Below are 16,658 nucleotides of genomic sequence, written 5' to 3' on the forward strand. Positions count from 1 at the left end.
TGAACGGATGGCAGAGGTTAATGAGAAGCGTGCTGGTGTACGGTTCGTCTGCGGTACAGATGCAGCAGCAGATACGAGGCAGCAAAGGCTGCCGTAACCAGCCACAAGGGGATTCGCGGGTCCAGCTTGTATGCCCAGCCTCCGATAATGCCCGCAGGTGCGGTGAACACCAGGATCAGCACGGACAGCATAGAGAATACCTTCGCCCGTTTATCATCATCAATCGCGTTCTGCACGGCTGCCTCCAGATAAGGAGAGCTGATCATTAGTCCCACAGCTGCGAGAATGGTGCTAAGCCCGATCCAGATGAAGCTTGCAGAAGGATAGAGGACCAGCATGGCATTCGAGAGAGCAGATAAGCCGAAGCCTGCCATCATGGCGCGGTTGGCGCTCTGATCCGGGATTCTGGGCATCAGCAGCCACAGGGTCAGCAGCATGATGACAGAGGACACTGCCGGGAACAGAGAGAGAATGCCGCTGTCCAGATGAATATAATCTGCGAGATAGAGATACAGGTAGGTGCTTTTCAGCGTGGCCTGGAAGTTGAACAGAATATAGACGCCGAAGATCAGCAGCAGATTGCGCTCAGCCCCAAGGTCACGGAAGGCACCGCCGTATTCGATCATACTCTCCCTAAGGCCGAGCTCCCGGGTCTCCTGTCTTTTGCGAATGCCGGCTTCGGTCTCCCGGGTGGTCAGATGACGGCCCACGAACTGGAAAGTCATGAAGAGGAAGGCCAGCACGTACATGATCCTCATGCCCGTGACCATGCCATACTGGTGGACAAGCAGACCACCCAGCGGAGCGAACAGACCTCCGATCACCCCGATGATCTGTAGCAGGGTGAATACATAGGTCCGGTCTGAGGGACGGGTATCTTCCACAATCAGGCAGTAAAAGGCGATATGCGGCACACGCTGGAAGCCGTTGATCACCGCAGCCGCCACAAAAAACCACAGGTTCTGTGAAAAGGCCCACAGCAAGGTTGCCAGACTCCAGCTAAGCAGGTCGAAATATAAAATAGCCCGCTTGCGTCCCAGACGGTCCGTTAAATATCCGCTGAGCAAAGAAGAGAACACCTGTACAATCAGTCCGATGGTTGTGATCCATCCGATGTTCAGCTCCGTCAGTCCCAGCTCGTACATGTACAAGGTGGCATAGGTAGAGAACATACTAAAGGGAATCAGGAAAAAAGGCTCAAAGGTCAAGCAGCCCCGGCTGTTTCCCTGCAGCCGCGGAAAAAAGGGTTTGGCCATGATGAAATCCTCCAGGTTGTCATTTGAGTACACTATATTTATTTAACACAAATTGGAGCTGAGTGCATGTTTATTATTCTCGGGCTGGTATTTATTACGATATACGCCTTAATTGTATTCTATATTGGCTGGAGCGGCTGGGGCTGGATCAAGCCGGTCGTCTCCGGACGGTTCCGGCTGTTCTACATCATTGCGCTGATCTTCCTGGCCAGCTCGCTGATCCTCTCCAGAGTGGTGGCGGGGTCAGCGGTCTTAAGCGTCATTGGCAGTTACTGGCTGGCCGTATTCAGCCTGCTGCTCATGCTGCTGCCGCTAGTGCACCTTACGGTCTGGCTCACGAAGCTGGTCAGGCTGCCACGCCGGGCCGTTCAGAAATGGTCCGGTATTCTAACGCTGGTGGCGCTGGTGAGCCTGCTCGGGTATGGAAGCTATAATGCATACAGCCCGGTTGTGCGTTCCTACGAGGTACAGATTGACAAGCCGGGTCCGGCCAGCGGTAAGCTTCATATCGTGATGGCTTCGGATATGCATTTCGGTTATTTATCCGGCAAACGCCATGCGGAGCGGATGGTACAGGAGATTAACGCCTTGCACCCCGATCTGATACTGCTCCCGGGCGATATCGTGGATGATGATGTCAGGCCGTATAAGGAGAAAGGACTCGGCGCTGTGCTGGCGAAGCTTGAAGCTCCGCTCGGAGTGTATGCTTCCCTGGGGAATCATGACCGGTTCAAAGGCGGGACGGAGGAGATCATCAGCCTGCTGAAGGAGAGCGGGATGCAGGTGCTCTATGATGAAGACGTCGAGGTGGGCGGCTGGCTGACGCTGATTGGACGGAAGGACTACAGCGATAAGGAGCGGGCCAAGCTGGCTGATCTGACCAAGGACATAGATCATTCCAAGCCGGTGTTCATGCTAGAGCATCAGCCGGTGGAGTTCGGGATTGCAGAGGAGCAGGGCATCGACCTGATGGTCTCCGGCCATACCCACCGCGGGCAGATCGCGCCAGCCAACCTGATCACTTCCCGGGTGTTCGAGAATGATTGGGGGTACCTGAAGAAGGGGCAGCTTCATACCATCGTGTCTTCAGGCTATGGCTTCTGGGGTCCGCCGATCCGCATCGGGTCGCGCTCGGAGGTAGTGTCCATTCAAGTTCATTTCTCGAATGCACAATAAGTAATGTGGAAGGGCTGACCTCAAGCTGGGGTTGGCCCTTTTTTGTATGTCTTAGTGTGGTTATTTAGCAGGTTTACAAAAAATAAGAAATCAGTTATATTGTACTGGTACAATAAGTACACTGTTCGCGCAAGGAGGCAGCGTGTGGAGATCATCATCAGTAGTAACAGGAACAAGCCCATTTATGAGCAGATCACCTCGCAGATCAAAGGCAAGATTATGAGCGGAGAGCTTCAGGCAGGAGATCCCATTCCTTCGATGCGCGCCTTAGCCAAATCCATTCAAGTCAGTGTCATCACCGTACAGAAGGCGTATGAGGATTTACAGCGAGACGGCTTCATTGAGACTACCGTTGGAAGGGGCAGCTTCGTTTCCGCCGTGAGCCAGGCGCTGTTTCAGGAAGAGCAGCAGAAGCAAGTGGAGGAGCATCTGAGACAAGCCGCAGAAATCGCCCGTGCGGGCGGAATCAAACTGGAAAAGATGGTAGAGATGCTGACTATCTTTTATAAGGAGGGTAATCATGAATCTTAGTTTGGAAATCACCGGACTGACCAAGTCCTATGCCGACTCCGGCTTTATGCTAGACAATGTATCATTAGCAATTCCCAGCGGAACCATTATGGGGTTCGTGGGGGAGAATGGGGCCGGTAAGACGACAACCATCAAATCTATTCTGAACACGGTTCATAAGGGCAGCGGGACGATCCGGCTGTTAGGCCAGGAGATGACGGATAGGGATACTGCATTACGCGAAGACATCGGGGTTGTGCTTGATTCGGCTAATTTCTCGGCGATATTGACCCCCGGCAAGCTTGCTAAGGTAATGCGCGGAATCTACCGGCAATGGGATCAGGAGCTCTATGTGAGGCTTACGGACAAGTTCGCCCTGCCCATGAATAGGAAGATCAAGGAATTCTCCCGGGGCATGACGATGAAGCTTGCCATAGCCGCCGCCATGTCGCATCATCCCAAGCTACTGATCCTCGATGAAGCGACCTCAGGCCTGGACCCTGTGACCAGAGAGGAAATACTGGAGGTGTTCCTGGAGTTCGTAGAGGATGAGCGCCACGCTATACTGATGTCCTCCCATATCACAAGCGACCTTGAGAAAATTGCCGATCACATCACCTTTATACATCAGGGGAAGATTATTCTGACAGCAGTGAAAGATAAGCTGATCTATGACTATGGTGTTGCCCGCTGCACAAGAGAACAGTTCAAGCGGATTGCGGAAGGAGACAGAATGACTTATAGAGTAAGGGAGCATCAGATTGATGTGCTGGTCGAGGATAAACAAGGCTTTGGACAGAAGTACAGCGGCGTTACGGTGGATCAGGTATCCATTGATGAGATTCTGCTGCTGCTCGTAAAGGGGGAGAAATAATATGCGCGGGCTGCTGTTAAATAATTATTACTCACTGCAAAATAACATCAAATCCTCCCTCGGCATTGCGCTGCTTCTGTCGCTGGTTTCCTTTGCCGGGGTGGATCACAGTGTACTGAATGCAGTCATCGCGGCGCAGATTTGGATTTTTGTGTTGAGCATCGGGGCCTCCCTGCAGATGGATGAGGCATCGAAATGGAACCGGTTTGAACTCACCATGCCGATCAGAAGGAGAACAGTCATCCATGCGAAGTACCTGTCCTTCCTGATGTTAATCCTCATGGGCAGCGCTGTAAGTCTGGTTACTCTGGCATTAACCTATGTAAGCAAGGGAGACATAGCACATTTGAACCTGTCCACCGGGTATACCTTCGGTTTATCTTTATCTATCTCCACCCTGGCGATCTATTATCCGGTCATTCTTAAATTCGGTGTGGAAAAAAGCGAGCAGATGGTGATGATATCGGCAGGGCTAGCAGTGGGCCTTCGTTTCCTGGTGTGGATGCTGCTGAACCTGTATATGGACGATGTGAACTATAATGGTCCTGAGACCGGGTATGCCACCCTGCTCCTTGCTGTTCTCCTGTTCGCGGTGTCCTATCTGATTTCCGTGCGGATTCATCGGAATAAAGAATTCTGATGATCACCGGAATCCGATTGCGATTGGGAGACTATCAGCCTTGCCGACTCCGCATGATCTCTTTGTAGACTTCGATGGCGTATGCCCGGGACCGCTTCAGATCCACAATGGCATCTTCATCGGGCAGGTGAATGTCCTTATCAGACCAGTCCGCGCGTTCCGGCAGCCAGGTACGGATATAGCTGCCGCTCGGATCATGGGTCTGGGATTGGGTGACCGGATTCATCACCCGGAAATAGGGAGAGGCATCGAAGCCGAGCGAAGAGCTCCACAGCCAGCCGCCACGGTTCTGGGCGTTGTCATAATCGCTTAGCTTCAGCCGGAAATAACGCTCGCCATAGATGAAGGGACAGCCCAGATTCTTCGTCAGGAACATGGCCGTTATCATCCGCAGCCGGTTAGGCATCCAGCCGGTTGCGTTTAATTGGCGCATAGCTGCATCGATGACCGGAATGCCGGTCCTGCCCTGAGCCCAGGCCTCGAAGTGCTGTGTCCCCAGCACAGAGAGATCATATACATTCTCATAGGTGAAAAAATCCTTGTCCAGCCGTGCCTGACCCAGATAGAAATCCCTCCAGGCTAATTGTCTCAGCCAGTCTTCGCCGATATCCTCTTCTTCAGTAAGCCTGCTGTATAGGGTCCGTGCCGAGATCGCTCCCGTATTCAAATGTCTGCTGATCCGGCTGGTCCGTTCTTGCGCGTAATGATCGCGGTTGACCTTGTAATCCTGCAGATCCGCATGCAGGAAACTCTCGAGCACATGATCCGGGTTCATCTGCTCTGCAGCGGGAGCCAGCGCTGTAAGCTCCCGGGCAATCTCTTCGGGAAGCTGGAAGGAATCTGCGAGCTGCGGGTGAAGAGCAACGGTTCGCAGACTACTTAGCCCAGCAGAGTAAGGCGGCTGGAACCGCTGCGAGAGGAAAGCGCGCCAGCGGCGGTAAAAGGGAGTGAACACCTTGAACGGTTCACTCCGTCCGCACCAGTCCATGAATTCATCCAGATCACAGAGCATGCTGTCATGCCGGGCATGGAACCGGAGGTTCAGCGCATAGGCGGTGTCCTGCAGCAGCTGGTCGCGCTTAAGGGCATAAGGGGTATAGTCCGCATGTAGGCTGACCTCCTGAACAGGGTGGAGCTGTGCCAGCCGCCGGAGGATCACCTCCGGCTCCCCATACAGGAGATGGAGCAGCTTGCCTTCTTTCGCATATTCCTGCTGAAGCCGGGCAACATGCTGAAGGAAATTCTGTCCGCTATGCTCCAGATAACGCTTATTTCTTAGCAGAAACGGCTCCATTATTAATACATGCAGCGAGTCTTCCTGCGCCGCAGCTATAGCGTCGAAGGCTGGCAGATCAGAAGTCCGCAGGTCCTTGCGGTGTATAAATAGAATCATAGCTGTAGTTCCTTTCAGATTCAGATGCCATCTCTTAAATTGTAAACGGTAGTTCTGGCAGATACAACTGGGTCAACACCTGCATATGGTGATGGTTCATCGGATCAACTATTCCGAAATAAGGGAGCTGCCATGTCTGAGTAGCTACAGCCTGCTTATTGGTCACGGTATCCCAGGCTGGATATATCCGTATCGCCATTTTCCCCGGTGCATTATCGGTTGCCAGCACACCATGTTTTTTCAGCAGGTCCTTCGGAAAGACAAACTGTCCAAGCTCCCCACTAACGGGATGGAAGGTGTTAATGACCAGCAAATCAGGGGCATCGGCATAGGTGAAGGCCTGGTTTTTACGCTCGGCATTTTTTTCCCACATTGCGACAAATTGACCGGTCTTCGTGGGGGTGATTTTGGCCACCCGAAACCGGACCGACAGGGCACCCAGCTGGAATGTACCGGCTCCATATTCGGCATTCTGCGGTTCTTCACGTATGGAATCGGCAATGAAGCCGGCTGGTGCGTACAATGTTTCATTAATATAAGCTAATGTGGTGTGGAATTTATTCATGCACTGGCCCTTCTTCCATGAAGATAATCATGTTGCTTCTCCTAAAGATACTATCAGTGAAAACGCCCGAAAGGAAATTTTCCGGTAATCGCAGAGGTTTTTTGTTAGAATAGGGGGACTGCAGGATTTTACTCGACTAAAGGAGAGATTATATTTGTTGTTGAAAAAAGGATTTACAGTTCTGCTATTGGCATTACTGCTGCTATCGGGCAGCATTACAGCATTTGCGGCTGAGCAAGGCAGCGTAGAAGCAGGGGGAGTTACCCCGTCCGGTATACCGCTGACCGGTTTGGAAGCTTTTGCAGATGATTATGTAAAAGAGTACATAGGAAAGCAGACCGTAGGCGCGTCCGTTGTGATGGTGAAGGATGGACAGGTCGTGCTGTCCAAGGGGTACGGCTACGCCGACGTGGAACAGCAGATCCCCGTCTCCCCGGATACGGTCATGGAATGGGGCTCTATCAGCAAGCTCGCCGTATGGACATCCGTAATGCAGCTGGCCGAGCAGGGCAAGCTGGATCTGAATGAAGATATCCGTAAGCTTTTGCCGGAGCATTTCCTGAACAAGCTGGAGTATGACGAGCCGATCACCATGCTGCATCTGATGAACCACAATGCCGGTTTTGAAGAGTATATGTTCGATATGGCTTACCAGTCGCCTGAGGAAGTGCGGTCACTGGAAGAGGGGCTGCAACTGGCCCAGCCAGCACAGATCTACAGACCTGGAGAGGTAGTCGCTTATTCTAACTATGGCAACTCCCTGGCTGCCTACATTGTAGAGAGAATCAGCGGGCAGCCTTATCATGAATATGTCCAGGAGCATATTTTTGAGCCGCTGGGCATGAAGCATTCCATGGCGTATTCCGTGGTGGAGGACCGCCCGGAGCTGCTGAAGCACAAGGCCAAAGGGTATTTCTTCGCCGGAACAGGCTCCTTCAAGCAAGGCCCGTGGAATTATATGTCTATGTACCCTAATGGCGGCAATAACGGGACTGCGGAGGATCTCGCCAAATTTGCCATGGCCCTCATGCCTGCAGCCGGAGAGCAATCTCCGCTGTTTCAGAAGTCAGGAACGCTGGCTACGATGCTGACCCGGAGTCATTCCGCTGCGGAAGGCATGCCTGGCATCGCCCACGGGTTCTGGGAGTATCCCGGGGCACACCGGACGCTGGGACATGGCGGGAACACGATTGCTTTTGCCACCAACCTTATGCTTGTGCCTGAAGACCGGTTTGCAGTTGTCGTCATGACGAATCAGGCGGGCGAATCCCATATTGTTCATGGTCTGACCAAAGCAGTTGTGGGACAACGAGCGCAGACGGAGGCAGCGGTTCTGCCAGACGTGTCAGAGGTGGAAGGCCGATTCGTCGCGGCTCGCCGTCCCGGTCATGGCTTCATGAAGCTGTTCCCATATCTGACGATGATGAAGCTTGAGCCTCAGGGAGCAGATCAGCTTCAGGTGTCGCTTGCCGGGATGAGCGGAAGCTATCAGCAGGTTCAGCCTTACCTCTATGAGAAGACGGGTGGGGATTCAGGACTGGATGCCTGGCCGATGCTGTATGCCACAATGAAAGAAGGGAAGGTAGCGTCTATCTCGGTGTACACCTCCGATTATCTGCCGCTGTCTCCGGTTCGGTCCATGCCGGTATTAATTCTAAGTGCAGCACTTGCGGCGCTGGCGATCGTCTATTTTGTAATCGCTCCGTTTGTGTGGCTGGTACAGGCGCTTCTGAGCAAAAGGAAAGCTCGCCGTAACCGTCCTGCACCCCGTTCCGCCAACCGGAAGCTGACGGCCGGACTGACCTTAACAGGTACCGGTCTGGTGGTGAACAATCTGGTGCTGGCCTTACGCATGCTCAGCAACAATGAACGTGCCTATGCGGAGGTGTATCCGCAGATCATAGTGAATATTGCGCTAACCGGACTGGCTGCACTGCTTATCGCTGCGCTGTTTCTAACCAGGAAGAGGCACCTGACTCCGTCGCCTGCTTCAACGGCCCGTTATCCTTGGTCCGTCATCGTGCCCATGGTGATGATATCGATTCTACTGACCCAGCTTGTATTCTGGGAGTTCTACAGTTAGTATTTCGGCTGCTTAATGAAGGGGGATAATAGCTTTTGTGCAATTGGACGAAGCCAGAAAGCTACGACTGTCGTTCCCGTCCATGAGCTGCGCTTATTCTGGAGATATTGATCATTGATGATATAAGTCCGGGTCGAAGCAGGGCTCCTAAGTCCCAGCCGTTCCCATTCAGCCGGATCATTGGACCCGCCGAGCCTGGCAAGCATAGTCTCTGTCGCACGTTCGATCTTACCCGGGATCTGATCGAATGCTACGGTAATCTGCGTATGAAATTCATCGATCGGGCTGCGGCTGGCGATGCTCTCCAGGTGAATGCCTTCGCGGAGATAGGAGACGAAGGCCAGATGGTCTGCCCAGCATTCATCGATATAGAACAGCCGTACCCGCTGCTCCGCAGGGCTCATAGGCTGCTCGCCCAGCAGGATACGGAGCCGCTCTGCGTAGAGAATCCGCCGCTGGTCCTCGACCATATCCGAATAACCGTTCAGCTCATTATGGATATCAAAGTTCTGGCTCATCACAATCTGCTGAATACTTGCGATCTTGCGGCTGAGCTCCCGTTCTTCAATAGCTTCCTGTTGTCTTAGCGCATGGGCTGGGGTAGGGGAACTGAAGCGGCGCATCAGGTCGTCTTCCAGACTGACATAGAAGACAGAAGCCCCCGGGTCGCCCTGGCGGCCGGAACGCCCGCGAAGCTGGTTGTCAATCCGAACGCTTTCGTTCACATGGGTGCCTATGACATATAATCCGCCCAACCGGGTAACAGCCTCAGCCTGTACAGGATCGCCGCCGCCGAGCCGGATATCGACACCGCGTCCTGCCATATTCGTAGAGACCGTTACAGCGCCGAGTTCTCCGGCTCTCGCGATGATATCAGCTTCCTCAGCATCATTCTTCGCATTCAGAACCTGGGCGGGAACACCGGCAGCCGCAAGCTCCGCAGCCAGCATGTCCGATTCCTCCACGCTTGCTGTCCCGATCAGAATGGGACGCCCCTCTCTGTGAATAGAGGAGATGACCTGCACGAGCGACTGATATTTGGCTTCCTTATGCGTGTAGATTCGGTGCGGGTAATCGGTCCGGATGTTGGGCCGGTTCGGCGGGATCTTCACCACCTGGAGGGCATAGATATCCTTGAATTCCAAGGCAGAGGCACAGGCCGTGGCCGTCATGCCGCAGATTTCCGGATATAGGCTGATGAAGTGTTGAATGGTAATTGTGCCGAGAATTTTTCCGCCTGCAGTCCACTTCAGTCCTTCTTTTGCCGTGAGTGCCGCTTGCAGCCCGTCCGGCAAAAACCGGTTCTCGGCCACGCGTCCGGTATACTCTTCGATCAGCTCGATAGCACCGTCACGGACGATGTAATCAATGTCCTTGGTTAATAAGGTCTCCACATGCAGCGCACAATTCAGTGAGGTTAGCAGCTGACTATTCCGGCTATCGTAGAGGTTACCGCACCCCAGCAGCAGCTCCACCTGGGCAGCCCCTGCATCGTTCAGGTACACGTTCCGCTGGAATTCGTCATAATCATAATGCTCCCCAGGCAGCAGCTGCCTGGCCAGATCCGCATACAGCATGCCGTCGCTATGGCTAACCTCGGATTCGCCGCTGATTACAAGGGGGACCCGCGCTTCATCTAGCAGCAGTGAATCGGCTTCGTCCACGATGACGTAGTGGAAAGGGCGGTGTACTGTAGCACTCTCTGTGAGGGCAATGGTGTCGCGCAAGTAGTCGAACCCCGCTTCTTTTGCCGTAACATAGGTGATATCACTCCTGTAGGCTGCCCGTTTCTCATTCAGGCTCATGCCCGCTTGAACCGAATTCACGGTTAATCCCAGGAAGCGGTAGACCGGACCCATCCACAGCGCATCCCGCCGGGCCAGATAATCATTGAAGGTCAGCACATGCACGCCTTTACCGGTCAGCGAATTCAGATAGGCTGGCATTACCGCTGAGAGGGTTTTGCCCTCACCGGTATGCTGCTCAATCAGCATACGCTCGTGCAGGGCGATTGCGGCCATAATCTGGACATCATAGGGCTGTAACCCGAGTGCTCTGGCAGCCGCCTCACAGACTAATGCATAGGCATCCACCAGCAGCTCATCCAGGGGGATGCCGGACCGGGCCGCTTGCTGTAGCCTGAGGGACTCCACCTGAAGCTCTGCATCAGCCCAGACTGTCAAATTCCGTGTGCGGATAAGCTCCGCTGTAACCTCATAGTTCTTCAGCAGTTGCCGGTTATCGTGGTCTCTGAAATTCTGCAGGAGCCTGGCGGCTATCTTCATAAATAAATCATCTCGCTTTCTATGGCTTCCATACAAGCGTGCTTGTAAACTTCGTATTACTACGAAAATTTTTACAACAGGTTCCATTTATAACAAACAAGCGATCCTTCAGGGAAGGCGTACTGCCCTCTGAGGATCGCTTGTTTTTGTTTAAATATAAGAATTTATATGTTGCACACGATAAATTATCCTTCTATTTCTCGCTGAAACGGTACCGTCCCTTTAAAGGACGGCAAAGCCGTTTCCACTTGGCTGTATTCTTTTGAGCGGTTACACTTAGCCTTTGACCCCGCCGACAACCATCCCTTTGACGAAATACTTCTGCAGGAACGGATAGACGATGATAATCGGCACACTGGCCACAATGGTCATCGTGGCACGGATAGAGGTCGGTGTAACGGTCGCTTTGTTGCCCTGCGCGTTCGCAAAGGCATCGGCTGCCGAGGAACTGGACATCGCGGTGTTGGATGTTGACAGCATCTTCATCAGCTCGTATTGCAGAGTACTCAGGCTTGGCGTGGAGGAGTTGTATAGGAAGACGTCGAACCAGGAGTTCCACTGATAGACTGCTACGAACAAGGAGACAGTAGCCAGAGCCGGAACCGTCAGCGGGAGTACAATACGCGAGAACGTAATGAAGTCTCCGGCGCCGTCGATTTTGGCCGATTCCATTAACCCCTCAGGCAGTGCCTCGATGAAGGAACGGATGACAATCATATTAAATACGCCGATGATACCCGGGATAATATAGACCCAGAAGGTATTAAGCATATTCAGCTCTTTGATCAGCAGGTAGCCCGGGATCAGACCGCCGCTGAAGTACATGGTGAAAATAAAAGTGACGGACACAAACTTCTTCAGCTTATATTCCGGACGGCTGACCGTATAGGCAAGCATCGCTGTACAGAATACGGAGACCACAGTTCCGACAATCGTCCGTGCTGCGGAGATGAAAGTCGAATAGAAAATGTTGGATTCACTGAATACATACTCAAAGTTTCGCAGCGTCCATTCCCGCGGCCAGATATAGATATCCCCACGGACGGAGTCATTCGCTTCATTGAACGATAGAGCAAACATATTCAGGAACGGGTAGAGGGTGACAGTCACCAAGAGAATCATGAAGACCGTATTGCAGATATCAAAGATCCGGTCACCTAATGAAGAATTCCGGTATGAATTAGCTTTGGATTTAGCCATTACTTGTGTCCTCCTTTCTAGTACAATCTGCTTTCGCCCATACGTTTGGCGATATTATTGGCTGCGATCAAGAAGATGAAGCTGACCAGCGTTTTGAACATACCCGCTGCGGTGGCAAGCCCGAAGTTATTCATCTGCATCCCGTACTTCAGTACGAAAATATCCAGATTCTCCGAGTAGTCCAAATTCATACCGTTGCCCAGCAGGTACTGCGCCTCGAACCCGGACTCCAGAATATGGCCCAGATTCATAATTAGAATCAGCACAATTACCGGTTTGATGCCTGGAAGCGTAATGTAGAACATTCTTTGCAGACGGGAGGCCCCGTCAATCTCGGCCGCTTCATATTGAGACGGGTCGATAGAAGTGATGGCCGCCAGATAAATGATGGTGTTCCAGCCGACATTCTTCCAGACCTCTGTTGCTCCGAGAATTCCCCAGAAGTACTTGCCTTCGCCCAGCCACAGAACCGGATGATCAATAAGCTGCATTTTGACCAGCAGCACATTGATGATCCCTTCCGGTGCCAGTGCCATTTGTACAATATTGGCCGCTACGACCCAGGAAATGAAGTAAGGCAGGTAACTGATCGTCTGCACGGTGCGTTTGAAGAATACATTGCGCAGCTCATTCAGCAGCAGGGCCAGCACAATGGCCGTTACAAAACCCAGTACCAGGTTAATGGAGCTCATAACCAGAGTGTTACGAAGCACGCGGTAGAACTGCTGTTCCTGGAACAGGAACTTGAAATTATCCCAGCCGACCCACTTCTGGTCGAACAGATCCTTGGCTGGCTTGAATTTCTGGAAAGCAATCGTCCACCCCCATAGCGGGAGGTATTTGAATACAATCACCCATAACAGAAAGGGCAATGACATCAGCATCAGCATTTTTTGTTTAGATAGCTCTTTAAAAAAGGTTTTGAAGCGCGAAGTGCCGGTATTATTCGATTTTGCCAACTGCACAGCTGTTTTCCCCACCTGTACCGTCCCCTTTCCAAGCTCCATATTCTCTATTTACTAACAAGTGTAAGTGTAGAAGGGAAAAGTGAAAGCGAGCTTCACTTTTCCCGGTTCATCATGCTTGGCGTCAGCGGTCAGCTTACCACTTGCCCTCAACACGGGCTTTTACCTTGTTAGTCATGAATTCTTCGTAGCTCTTAGCATCGAGCTTGTTGTATTCGGCCAGGTATTCATTCCAGACCTTTTCAAATTGGCCAGGGGCAGCCAGCACCATGCGAGGATAGTATTTCTGCTGCAAATCGCCGGCTCTCTGGCTGAATAGCTGCTCAGGGGAGCCCGGTTCTTTCTCAATACTCCAGGCAGGGTACCATGGACGCTCTACCGGCTCGGCATAGAAGTCGGAGAAGGTCTTCAGGTTGTATGCCTTCAGCAGTGTTTTGTCGCCTTCGGTGTAGTTGATAGCTGCAACTTCCGGCTGGTTGAACGGAACATGGGCGTTGCCGTCATCATACACGGAGTTGTCGCCATAACGCGGCCATTCATAATCGAAATAAGCGAAGCCAAATTTGCGTTTGAAATCATTGTCGTTGCGGTTGGTCAGCTGTTCTTCGTTCATCACCATACGGCCTTCAGCGTTCTTAGTGTAAGTTTCGCCTTCAATGCCCCACTCTACAAGCTTCTGGTTCTCATCGGTCAGCAGGTTGTCAAAATACTTGATGATGCGGACCGGGTCCTTCGCGCTGACAGAGATGCCCAGCCCGCGGTTGTTCACGAAGGAAGGAGGATCAACATAAGCGTCTTTAATGCCTTCGTCAAATACGATAGGAAGGGCAACGTAACGCAGGTCGTCATTACCAGCGGATCTCAGGTTGTTAGTGGCGTCGTTGATCTGCCAGGAATAGTTGACATATCCAAGTACACGGCCGGAGGTCAGCTTCGCCAGATACTGGTCTTTGTTCGCTGTGAACGTCTCAGGGTCAACCAGACCCTTGCCGTTCATTTCGTTCAATTTGGCCAGCCAGCGCTTCTCATCTTCGGTTCCTTGATACAGCTTGGCTTCATGAGACTCCATGTCCACCAGGACGCCGCCTTCATTCGGATAACCGGCCAGATGCATTGGCTGGTTGGTGATGGTGAAGAATTCACCGGCTGTACCGGCGAAGGTTGCGAAGCCGATGGTATCTTTACCATCCACCTTAGGGTACTTAGCTTGGTATTTCTCAATCAGGTCAAAGTACTGATCAAGCGTTTTCACTTCCGGGTAACCGAATTCCTTAAGGACGCGTCTCTGCATCCAGAAGGTGCTGCTAGGGTCCGGAGGCGACAAGTATCCGTTTACATTTGCAGTGAAAGGAAGGATATAGATGTTGCCGTCTTCATTGGTGATCTTGTTCATGTAGTCGCCGTAGACACGCTTGATGTTAGGGCCATACTTCTCAATCAGATCATTAAGCGGAATGTATGCACCGGCATCGAGCAGCTTGGCCAGCTCGCCGACTGGAGAGATGACATCAGGATAGTCGCCTCCGGCAATCATAACACCGGACTTGGTGCTTCCATCGCCAACTACGTATTCCATTTTCCAGTCTACACCTGTCTGTTCCTGAAGCTTCTTACCGATGGTGGTATCACTGGCCATGGTATCCTTGTTGGCCCCGAAGCCGAAGTAAGTGAATGTTACCGGTTCTGTGCTGACTTCGCTGTTTTCTCCGCCGGACTCACTGTTCTTTCCGCCTGCATTGTTGCCGTTCGAACAGCCGACAATGAGGAGTGCCGAAGCCATAACAACAGCCAGTCCGGTTTGCAACCATTTCTTTGTACGCATTTCATATCCCCTTTCTTTACTTTGTGCTATTGAACATCCTCATTATAAAAGAAAGCGTTTCACATTGTTACAGGGCAAACCTTAGATCGGTCTTTGAATAATTAAGGTATACCCTATATTTATTTATTTATTTGTTCTCCAGAGGCAGCCGCAGCAAAATGCGCGTTCCCGCTCCGGGCTCGCTCGTGATCGTGAAGGTGAACGATTCCCCGTAGGTGATCCTCAGCCGGGTGATGACATTCTTCATCCCGATTGAATCGCCCATGGCCGAGTCATCCTCGAGGTAATGCAGCAGCTCGCTGATTTTTGCCTGATCCATGCCCACGCCGTTATCCGTAATGACGAAGAGGATCTGCCCGTTCTCCTGAGCGATTTGAATGTTGATATACCCGATGCCGGCTATATTCTCAATCCCATGGATACTGGCGTTCTCCACATACGGAAGGAAGGCCATCTTCGGGATTTCAATGTTCAGCAGCGATTGGTCAACCTCGATGTGATATTCAAGCTTGTTGTCGAAACGGTATTTCTGAATCTCCAGGAAGCACTCGATTAATTCAAGCTCCTCGCGGATCGTAACGAAGCTGCTTTTCCACATAATTGATTTGCGGAAAATCTTCGCCATGTTCTGAATCGTCCGGGCCGTCTGGGTTTCGCCCTTCATCATACTGCGCATACGGATGGTCTCCAGTGCATTGAACAGGAAGTGAGGGTTAATCTGGCTGTGCAGCGCATGAAGCTGTGCCTGCCGCTGCCGCAGCTCCAACTCCTTCTTCTGAATCTCCGCTACATACACATCATTGATCAGATTCTCGATCCGTTTGCTCATCCGGTTGAATTCTACCGTAAGCTCACCGATCTCATCCCGCTCCAGGTGATAGGGAATCAGACCGAAATTTTTGTCCTTCACGGACTTCATGTGCTTCAGGATGTTTTTGATACGTGTGTGAATCGAACGGGACATGATCACGATCACTAGGGTAGGCACAAGGAAGTTAATCCCGGCAAACCACAGGATAAATTGGCCCGATTGTCTCACATCCGACAGAATGAGCGCTTCATCCAGCACGCCATAGATGGACCATCCGCTTAAGTAACGGTTATTCTGATAGGTTTTGTCGATTACGATGGCCTGCTTCGGCTTGGGAATCTCATTCGGAGTAAGGACCTGTCCTGACGTAACCAGCTTGCTGGGTGTACCGCTGGAGAGACGGCCGAAGCGCGCTTGACTGGAAGGGTCGAGAATGTAGAAGTCCCCGCTGAAACTGGATAAGTCCAGAATTTGCCGGATATAGTTCATATTCAGATCAATTTTGAATACATGCTCATAGGTCTCAAGCCGGCGGTCGGTAAGTCTTTGGATGACACTGATACTGTCAGGCGTAACATAGAGATGGGGATGTGTATTGCTGAATTGACTAATCTGTTTATACCAGTCCTGATTTCGCATTTCATCCTCGAATTTTATGATATGGCCCGAGGCGAGAATGGTTGGATTGTCCGTCATGATGACAGAGGAGCTCATGATTTTATTCTCCTTGTCGGTGCGGTTGAACAGATTCGATATGGCATTCAACGATTCCACATAACGGTCTGTGGACGCATAGGTAGTGTTCAGATGTTGAATGAGCTGCCGGTCAATGGAGTAGAGGTAGGAGATGCCTGCGGCATCCTCAATAACCGTCCTCAGCTCGGCTTGTAACAGGGTCATTGCCTGCTCGGCATCCGCGGTCTTCTGATTCTTGATATTGGCAGTGGTTACCCGGTAGAACATCACATTGGTCAGGATGATTGGAATGAACACGCATACAATGTAGATGACGATCAGCTTGCTTCTAAGCTTCATATGATTCAGACGGAATTTGAACACTGCAGGGAGCCTCCTTATT

Annotated in this window: 13 protein-coding genes; 5 read left to right on the forward strand and 8 right to left on the reverse strand. The window is 51.8% G+C overall.

Features of this window, described 5'->3' with window-relative positions:
* Positions 1-17: 17 nt before the first annotated feature.
* A complete protein-coding gene (locus tag ACFSX3_RS11505; RefSeq protein WP_209985866.1) occupies positions 18-1,256 on the reverse strand; it encodes an MFS transporter in 1,239 nt (412 codons plus the stop codon).
* Positions 1,257-1,322: 66 nt separating this feature from the next.
* Here ACFSX3_RS11505 and ACFSX3_RS11510 point away from each other — a divergent pair, with 66 nt between their 5' ends.
* The 4 genes from ACFSX3_RS11510 to ACFSX3_RS11525 all read left to right on the forward strand — a co-directional run bounded on the left by ACFSX3_RS11510 (position 1,323) and on the right by ACFSX3_RS11525 (position 4,456).
* Positions 1,323-2,432, forward strand: a complete 1,110-nt coding sequence (locus tag ACFSX3_RS11510; protein ID WP_209985869.1) for a metallophosphoesterase — start codon at positions 1,323-1,325, stop codon at positions 2,430-2,432.
* A 144-nt stretch (positions 2,433-2,576) separates the two neighbouring features.
* Positions 2,577-2,963, forward strand: coding sequence for a GntR family transcriptional regulator (locus tag ACFSX3_RS11515; RefSeq protein ID WP_209985872.1), 387 nt, complete (start codon positions 2,577-2,579; stop codon positions 2,961-2,963).
* Positions 2,953-3,816 carry an ABC transporter ATP-binding protein gene (locus ACFSX3_RS11520; protein WP_209985875.1) on the forward strand — a complete coding sequence of 288 codons (864 nt, stop codon included), beginning with the start codon at positions 2,953-2,955 and terminating at the stop codon, positions 3,814-3,816. The genes ACFSX3_RS11515 and ACFSX3_RS11520 overlap by 11 nt, the downstream gene beginning before the upstream one ends.
* Position 3,817: 1 nt before the next feature.
* On the forward strand, positions 3,818-4,456 hold the full coding sequence (locus ACFSX3_RS11525) for an ABC-2 transporter permease (protein WP_209985878.1): 639 nt from the start codon (positions 3,818-3,820) through the stop codon (positions 4,454-4,456).
* 34 nt (positions 4,457-4,490) lie between these two features.
* Here ACFSX3_RS11525 and ACFSX3_RS11530 read toward each other — a convergent pair whose 3' ends face one another.
* Positions 4,491-5,849 (reverse strand): cryptochrome/photolyase family protein, encoded by a 1,359-nt coding sequence (locus tag ACFSX3_RS11530; protein WP_209985881.1) that lies wholly within the window; start codon positions 5,847-5,849, stop codon positions 4,491-4,493.
* 34 nt (positions 5,850-5,883) lie between these two features.
* A complete protein-coding gene (locus tag ACFSX3_RS11535; protein WP_209985884.1) occupies positions 5,884-6,414 on the reverse strand; it encodes a MepB family protein in 531 nt (176 codons plus the stop codon).
* A gap of 154 nt (positions 6,415-6,568) precedes the next feature.
* Here ACFSX3_RS11535 and ACFSX3_RS11540 point away from each other — a divergent pair, with 154 nt between their 5' ends.
* Entirely contained in the window at positions 6,569-8,497 is a 1,929-nt protein-coding gene (locus tag ACFSX3_RS11540) for a serine hydrolase domain-containing protein (RefSeq protein ID WP_379256657.1), read from the forward strand.
* Here ACFSX3_RS11540 and ACFSX3_RS11545 read toward each other — a convergent pair.
* From ACFSX3_RS11545 to ACFSX3_RS11565, 5 genes are all read right to left on the reverse strand, one after another.
* Positions 8,494-10,782, reverse strand: a complete 2,289-nt coding sequence (locus ACFSX3_RS11545) for a preprotein translocase subunit SecA (RefSeq protein ID WP_209985891.1) — start codon at positions 10,780-10,782, stop codon at positions 8,494-8,496. The two genes, ACFSX3_RS11540 and ACFSX3_RS11545, sit on opposite strands and share 4 nt — an antisense overlap.
* Positions 10,783-11,058: 276 nt before the next feature.
* On the reverse strand, positions 11,059-11,982 hold the full coding sequence (locus ACFSX3_RS11550) for a carbohydrate ABC transporter permease (RefSeq protein ID WP_209985894.1): 924 nt from the start codon (positions 11,980-11,982) through the stop codon (positions 11,059-11,061).
* 17 nt (positions 11,983-11,999) lie between these two features.
* A complete protein-coding gene (locus ACFSX3_RS11555) occupies positions 12,000-12,962 on the reverse strand; it encodes an ABC transporter permease (protein ID WP_379256656.1) in 963 nt (320 codons plus the stop codon).
* Between the two features lie 121 nt (positions 12,963-13,083).
* Positions 13,084-14,769 (reverse strand): ABC transporter substrate-binding protein, encoded by a 1,686-nt coding sequence (locus ACFSX3_RS11560; RefSeq protein ID WP_209985902.1) that lies wholly within the window; start codon positions 14,767-14,769, stop codon positions 13,084-13,086.
* 127 nt (positions 14,770-14,896) lie between these two features.
* Positions 14,897-16,639, reverse strand: a complete 1,743-nt coding sequence (locus ACFSX3_RS11565; protein ID WP_209985904.1) for a sensor histidine kinase — start codon at positions 16,637-16,639, stop codon at positions 14,897-14,899.
* Between the last annotated feature and the right edge of the window lie 19 nt (positions 16,640-16,658).

This window comes from Paenibacillus rhizoplanae (genome assembly GCF_042684125.1).
GTDB lineage: Bacteria > Bacillota > Bacilli > Paenibacillales > Paenibacillaceae > Paenibacillus_AQ > Paenibacillus_AQ rhizoplanae.

Coding starts and splice junctions, on each gene's coding strand:
- ACFSX3_RS11505 (WP_209985866.1), bottom strand. CDS start 1,256: ATGGCCAAACCCTTTTTTCCGCGGCTGCAGGGAAACAGCCGGGGCTGC.
- ACFSX3_RS11510 (WP_209985869.1), top strand. CDS start 1,323: ATGTTTATTATTCTCGGGCTGGTATTTATTACGATATACGCCTTAATT.
- ACFSX3_RS11520 (WP_209985875.1), top strand. CDS start 2,953: ATGAATCTTAGTTTGGAAATCACCGGACTGACCAAGTCCTATGCCGAC.
- ACFSX3_RS11525 (WP_209985878.1), top strand. CDS start 3,818: ATGCGCGGGCTGCTGTTAAATAATTATTACTCACTGCAAAATAACATC.
- ACFSX3_RS11530 (WP_209985881.1), bottom strand. CDS start 5,849: ATGATTCTATTTATACACCGCAAGGACCTGCGGACTTCTGATCTGCCA.
- ACFSX3_RS11535 (WP_209985884.1), bottom strand. CDS start 6,414: ATGAATAAATTCCACACCACATTAGCTTATATTAATGAAACATTGTAC.
- ACFSX3_RS11545 (WP_209985891.1), bottom strand. CDS start 10,782: ATGAAGATAGCCGCCAGGCTCCTGCAGAATTTCAGAGACCACGATAAC.
- ACFSX3_RS11550 (WP_209985894.1), bottom strand. CDS start 11,982: ATGGCTAAATCCAAAGCTAATTCATACCGGAATTCTTCATTAGGTGAC.
- ACFSX3_RS11560 (WP_209985902.1), bottom strand. CDS start 14,769: ATGCGTACAAAGAAATGGTTGCAAACCGGACTGGCTGTTGTTATGGCT.